The following is a 5,847-nucleotide window of genomic DNA, read 5'->3' on the forward strand; positions in this document are numbered from 1 at the left end:
GTAAGCGTCGTCTGAGTACCGTCTGGTCCCGAATCCAGGATCCTGTAACTTAAGCACCCACTTATTTTGCAGGTGGACACCTCATGCGCGCTAAAGAAAGACTTCCCCGGAAACACTATTCCCCTGAATTCAAAATGGAACTGGTCAGGCTGGCTCTTGAAGAAGAAGGCAGTATTGCCGCACTGGCCCGGAAACATGACGTCAATGATAACCTGCTCTTTAAATGGATAAGGCTCTGGCAGCGTGAAGGGCGGGTCTGTCGGCCCCGAAAAAACTCATCGTCGCTTCCTGCCCTGATACCCGTGCAGCTTCAGGCGGGCTCTTCTCTCCCAACCTTCGAACTACCATCCTGCTCTCCTCCCGCTACCTGCCACATAAAATGTCGGGGAGGAGAAATAACACTGACTCATCCCTCTGCTGAACTCATGAGCACTGTCCTGCGCGAACTGATGCGGGGGCCGGTATGATAAATCTTCCCGCAGGCACAAAAATCTGGCTGGTTGCCGGTATCACCGATATGCGCAACGGCTTCAATGGCCTCGCCGCAAAGGTGCAGACCGCGCTGAAAGATGACCCGATGTCCGGCCACGTCTTCATCTTCCGGGGACGCAGCGGCAGTCAGGTAAAACTGCTCTGGTCCACCGGCGATGGTCTGTGCCTGCTGACAAAGCGACTGGAACGTGGTCGCTTCGCCTGGCCCTCAGCCCGCGATGGCAAAGTGTTCCTGACGCCGGCGCAACTGGCGATGCTGATGGAAGGTATCGACTGGCGACAGCCAAAGCGGTTACTGACATCCCTGACCATGTTGTAGCGCTCTTTATCCTGGTTGTCGCAGAATAAGCCTGGTAAAATACAGGCTTATGAACGATACCTCTTCTGACGACATCCTTCTGCTGAAACAGCGCCTGGCCGAACAGGAAGCGTTGATCCACGCCCTGCAGGAAAAGCTGAGCAACCGGGAACGCGAAATAGACCATCTGCAGGCGCAACTGGATAAGCTGCGCCGGATGAACTTCGGCAGTCGTTCCGAAAAGGTATCCCGCCGTATCGCGCAAATGGAAGCTGACCTGAACCTGCTGCAGCAGGAAAGCGATACGCTGACCGGCCGGGTGGATGACCCGGCAGTGCAGCGCCCGCTGCGTCAGACCCGCACCCGCAAACCGTTCCCTGAGTCACTCCCACGGGATGAGAAGCGGCTGCTGCCGACTGAGCCGTGTTGCCCGGAGTGCGGTGGTTCGCTGAGTTACCTGGGTGAGGATGCCGCCGAACAGCTGGAGCTGATGCGCAGCGCCTTCCGGGTTATCCGGACAGTCCGTGAAAAGCATGCCTGCCGTCGGTGCGATCGCATCGTTCAGGCCCCGGCTCCTTCGCGCCCCATCGAACGGGGGATCGCCGGACCGGGGCTGCTGGCCCGAGTGCTGACCTCAAAGTATGCAGAGCACACACCGCTGTATCGCCAGTCGGAGATCTATGCCCGCCAGGGTGTAGTGTTGAGTCGTTCTGTACTGTCGGGCTGGGTGGATGCGTGTTGTCGTCTGCTGGCACCGCTGGATGAAGCCCTTCAGCACTATGTCCTGACCGACGGCAAACTCCATGCTGACGATACGCCTGTCCCGGTGCTGTTGCCGGGCAATAAGAAGACGAAGACCGGGCGCTTATGGACGTACGTTCGAGACGACCGCAACGCCGGATCAGCGCTGGCCCCCGCAGTGTGGTTCGCTTACAGCCCGGACAGAAAAGGTATCCACCCTCAGACCCATCTTGCAGGCTTCAGTGGCGTACTGCAGGCTGATGCCTACGCCGGGTTCAACGAGCTCTACCGCGACGGCCATATAAAGGAAGCCGCGTGCTGGGCCCATGCCCGCCGAAAAATCCACGATGTTCACGTCCGTACCCCGTCAGCCCTGACGGAGGAGGCGCTGAAACGGATCGGCGAGCTGTATGCCATCGAGTCGGAGCTCAGAGGTAAAAGAGCAGAGGAACGGCAGGCAGTCCGGCACCAAAAAGTGCTGCCGCTGCTGGCGTCACTGGAGGGGTGGCTGCGGGAGAAACAGAAAACCCTCTCAAGGCACTCAGAACTGGCGAAGGCGTTCGGGTATGCGCTGAACCAGTGGCCGGCGCTGATCCGCTATGCAGAAGATGGCTGGGTGGAGGTGGATAATAACATTGCCGAAAACGCCCTACGACGGGTCAGTCTGGGGAGAAAAAACTGGCTGTTCTTCGGCTCGGATCATGGTGGTGAGCGCGGTGCGTCACTGTACAGTCTTATCGGGACGTGCAAATTAAACGGCGTGGATCCGGAACGCTATCTGCATTATGTACTTGATGTCATCGCCGACTGGCCTGTGAACCGGGTGGGTGCTCTGCTCCCGTGGCGGGTTACTCTGCCTGCCTGACCAGCTTCACTTCGTCAATACGGTTCTCACTGCACGCTTACCGGCAAAGCGGCGGTACCGGAGTTTGTACCGCCTGTGGTTTCAGAGCCGGACATACCGGCAAGACCGCGTCAAAAGCGGGATATCAGTAAGTTGGTTGCGGAGATTCGGGCGCAGTGTTTGGGGAGTGGCTAATCAACTAATTTTTCATGTGGGAGGATGCGGTGTAAATATTGCGGTTCTCCCACAGTGAAATAATCTTATGTTAAAGGTGACGTAGGCGGCTTGTGAAAGAAGGCATTCACGACTCTTTTCCAGCGCTCCACATATACCCAAAAATTTGCTGGCTCACTGCTGAGCCCGAGTTGACGATAGTCAGAAGCCATAGCACTAGTTAAACGCTTTCTTAGTATTGGCAGTGCGTTCCGTTTCTCGTCTAACTCCTGACGGTACAATGTTAACTCCTGGTGACTCCATTTTCGGTTATCAGCTTCGGCGATAGGATTCATATTGTTATAAGGTGTCATTTTCGTCAGAGTCCCAAGCAATGGTATGAGCGCTACAATCCATGCCTGGTACTCTTTAGGCCGATGAAATTCAAGCTTATGCTGGCAAGCAGTAATGGCATCAAAATCAATAACAACGCCTTTCTCCCTATATGCTCTTAGAGCATCCTGAATTTCCTGTTCAGGAACACTCCCTTCCGATTCAGTAGTAGGTATAAAATCATCAAGGGTATGTAACACAGCCAACGACACACGGTTAATATCCTTCAAAACGTTAGAGCATTCAGTGAAGAGCAGTTCTAGTTTTTCAGACTGAATTTCCAGCGTTTTTTTTCGCAATTCATTACGCAGTGTAAATCTCGCCCCTAGCCAAACGGCAGTCAGCGTCGCAACAGGTGTGATAATTTCTTTCCATTCGAAAGCCATTCTTTTTTCTCCTTTAGGCTCCAGAAAAGAAACAATCAAATATCACATCAAGCGATATCCCTGTAAGCACAATGAGCTATCCGTAGTGCACTTCAATTGTAAGCGTACAGCGAGAACCGTATTGACGGGAACGGGTTATTCAGTTGGCAGGGTTATTCGCCAGGGTAACAGTTCGCTGACCTGATTGACCGGCCAGTCAGCTATGACGTTGAGCACATGACAGAGATACCTCTCTGGCTCCACGCCGTTCAGTTTGCACGTCCCGATCAGGCTGTACAGCAGTGCTCCGCGCTCACCACCGTGGTCAGAGCCGAAGAACAAGAAGTTTTTGCGGCCCAGGCTGACCGTCCGCAGCGCATTTTCAGCGATATTGTTATCGGCTTCAGCCCAGCCATCGTCTGCATAGTACGTCAGTGCTGGCCACTGGTTCAGTGCGTACGCGAACGCCTTCGCCAGCTCTGAGTGTCGCGACAGCGTTTTCATCTTTTCACGCAGCCAGCTTTCCAGGGATTTCAGTCGCGGTTTAGCTTTCTGCTGACGCTCACCAAGACGCTGCTCTGCCGGCATTCCCCGTATTTCAGCCTCGATAGCATACAGTTCGCCTATCCGTTTCAGGGCTTCCTCCGTCAGCACTGATGGAGTACGAACGTGCACATCATGGATCTTGCGGCGGGCGTGAGCCCAGCAGGCTGCTTCAGTTATCTGTCCATTGCGGTACAGCTCGTTGAACCCGGCGTACGCATCCGCCTGCAGAACACCGCTGAAGCCCGCAAGATGGCTCTGCGGATGGATGCCTTTTCTGTCCGGGCTGTAAGCGAACCACACGGCCGGCGCCAGCGCTGACCCGGCGTTGCGGTCGTCGCGAACGTACGTCCACAACCGCCCGGTCTTCGTCTTTTTATTACCTGGTAACAGTACCGGGACGGGCGTGTCATCGGCGTGGAGTTTGCCACCCATCAGGACATAGTCCTGAAGCGCCTCTTCCAGCGGCGACAGTAGCCGGCAGCATGCATCCACCCAGCCCGACAGCAGTGAGCGACTCAGTTCCACGCCCTGGCGGCCGTATATTTCAGACTGGCGGTACAGTGGTGTGTGCTCTGCATACTTTGAGGTCAGCACGCGGGCCAGCAACCCCGGGCCGGCGATACCCCGCTCAATGGGCCGTGAAGGCGCCGCTGCCTGCACGATCGCATCGCACTGAGTACAGGCATGTTTTTCACGTACTGTCCGGATAACCCGGAAGGCGCTGCGCATCAGCTCCAGCTGTTCGGCGGCATCTTCACCCAGGTAACTCAGCGAACCACCGCACTCCGGGCAACAGGATTCTGCCGGAAGCATACGCTTTTCATCACGCGGGAGTGATTCGGGGAACGGTCTGCGGGTGCGGGTCTGACGCAGCGAGCGCTGCACTTCCGGGTCATCCACACGACCGGTCAGCGTATCGCTTTCTTTCTGAAGCACCTTCAGGTCAGCTTCCATCTGTGCGATACGACGGGATACTTTTTCGGAACGGCTGCCGAAGTTCATCCGGCGGAGTTTATCCAGCTGCGCCTGCAGGTGGTCTATTTCGCGCTCACGGTCGGCCAGCTTTTCCAGCAGGGCGCGGTTCAGCGCTTCCTGTTCGGCAAGCCGCTGTTTCAGCAGAAGGATTTCGTCAGAAGAGGTGTCGTTCATAAGCCCGTATTTTACCAGGCTTATTCAGCAACAACCAGGATAAAGAGGCCTACAACATGGTCAGAGATGTCAGCAACCGTTTAGGTTGTCGCCAGTCGATGCCTTCCATCAGCATCGCCAGCTGGGCCGGGGTCAGGAACACTTTGCCATCACGGGCAGAGGGCCAGGCGAAGCGACCACGCTCCAGCCGTTTGGTCAGCAGGCACAGCCCGTCGCCGGTGGACCACAGCAGTTTGACCTGGTTGCCGCTGCGACCCCGGAAGATGAAGACGTGGCCGGACATCGGATCGTCTTTCAGCGCCGTCTGTACTTTTGCGGCAAGACCGTTGAAGCCATTTCTCATATCAGTGGTACCGGCAACCAGCCAGATTTTGGTACCTGTTGGTAACGGGATCATCGCTTCAGCTCCTGTATCAGCAGAGCCAGGAACTTTTCGCTGACAGTGCCGTTGAGGCGGAGCGTCCCGTGCCGGAACGTTATCTCACAGCTGATACTGAGGGCTTCCGGGCTCTCAGTGGGCGGCTCTGGCTGTACGTCAGCGGCATCGAGAGTCACAGGAAGTAGCTGCGGGTTCTCTGAAGAAGGTAATAGCAGCTTTCCCTCGCGCCATTGTTGGCGCCATTTGAACAGCAGATTGGCGTTAATGCCATTTTCAAGCGCCAGTTTTGAGATGGATGTTCCTGGTTCGCAGGAGGCAGCAACGAGTTGTTGCTTAAACTCAGGAGAATAATTAGGGCAGCCTTTTCGCCTGCCGGGAGTCACATTTTTCTGCATATCTGACACTTTGGTTCCCACTACTTATTTGGTGGACACCACTTTGTCGGATGCTTCGGATTATGACCAGACGGTTCACGCTGTACGCTTAC

General features: G+C 55.8%; 7 protein-coding genes. 3 read left to right on the forward strand and 4 right to left on the reverse strand.

What is annotated here, in order from left to right; genetic code table 11:
- The first annotated feature begins 134 nt into the window (after nucleotides 1-134).
- The 3 genes from OGV85_RS24455 to tnpC (OGV85_RS18450) are packed head-to-tail and all read left to right on the forward strand — an operon-like array spanning nucleotide 135 to nucleotide 2,396.
- Nucleotides 135-467: a transposase gene (locus tag OGV85_RS24455; protein ID WP_050586387.1), complete on the forward strand. Its 333-nt coding sequence runs from the start codon at nucleotides 135-137 to the stop codon at nucleotides 465-467.
- Nucleotides 464-811 carry an IS66 family insertion sequence element accessory protein TnpB gene (gene tnpB, locus OGV85_RS18445; protein ID WP_000609174.1) on the forward strand — a complete coding sequence of 116 codons (348 nt, stop codon included), beginning with the start codon at nucleotides 464-466 and terminating at the stop codon, nucleotides 809-811. Before OGV85_RS24455 ends, tnpB (OGV85_RS18445) begins: the two co-directional genes overlap by 4 nt.
- A gap of 49 nt (nucleotides 812-860) precedes the next feature.
- A complete protein-coding gene (gene tnpC / locus OGV85_RS18450; protein WP_016239903.1) occupies nucleotides 861-2,396 on the forward strand; it encodes an IS66 family transposase in 1,536 nt (511 codons plus the stop codon).
- Nucleotides 2,397-2,635: 239 nt separating this feature from the next.
- On the opposite strand, the gene OGV85_RS18455 is transcribed toward tnpC (OGV85_RS18450), so the two are convergent.
- The 4 genes from OGV85_RS18455 to tnpA all read right to left on the reverse strand — a co-directional run bounded on the left by OGV85_RS18455 (nucleotide 2,636) and on the right by tnpA (nucleotide 5,755).
- Nucleotides 2,636-3,307, reverse strand: a complete 672-nt coding sequence (locus tag OGV85_RS18455) for a hypothetical protein (RefSeq protein WP_000863683.1) — start codon at nucleotides 3,305-3,307, stop codon at nucleotides 2,636-2,638.
- Nucleotides 3,308-3,442: 135 nt separating this feature from the next.
- On the reverse strand, nucleotides 3,443-4,981 hold the full coding sequence (tnpC, locus tag OGV85_RS18460; RefSeq protein ID WP_003843773.1) for an IS66 family transposase: 1,539 nt from the start codon (nucleotides 4,979-4,981) through the stop codon (nucleotides 3,443-3,445).
- Between the two features lie 49 nt (nucleotides 4,982-5,030).
- Entirely contained in the window at nucleotides 5,031-5,378 is a 348-nt protein-coding gene (gene tnpB / locus OGV85_RS18465) for an IS66 family insertion sequence element accessory protein TnpB (protein WP_003843771.1), read from the reverse strand.
- Nucleotides 5,375-5,755, reverse strand: a complete 381-nt coding sequence (gene tnpA, locus OGV85_RS18470) for an IS66-like element accessory protein TnpA (RefSeq protein ID WP_032939119.1) — start codon at nucleotides 5,753-5,755, stop codon at nucleotides 5,375-5,377. Before tnpA ends, tnpB (OGV85_RS18465) begins: the two co-directional genes overlap by 4 nt.
- Between the last annotated feature and the right edge of the window lie 92 nt (nucleotides 5,756-5,847).

The sequence above is a fragment of the Citrobacter sp. Cf132 genome (genome assembly GCF_030333885.1).
GTDB classification, from domain to species: Bacteria; Pseudomonadota; Gammaproteobacteria; order Enterobacterales; family Enterobacteriaceae; genus Citrobacter; species Citrobacter freundii.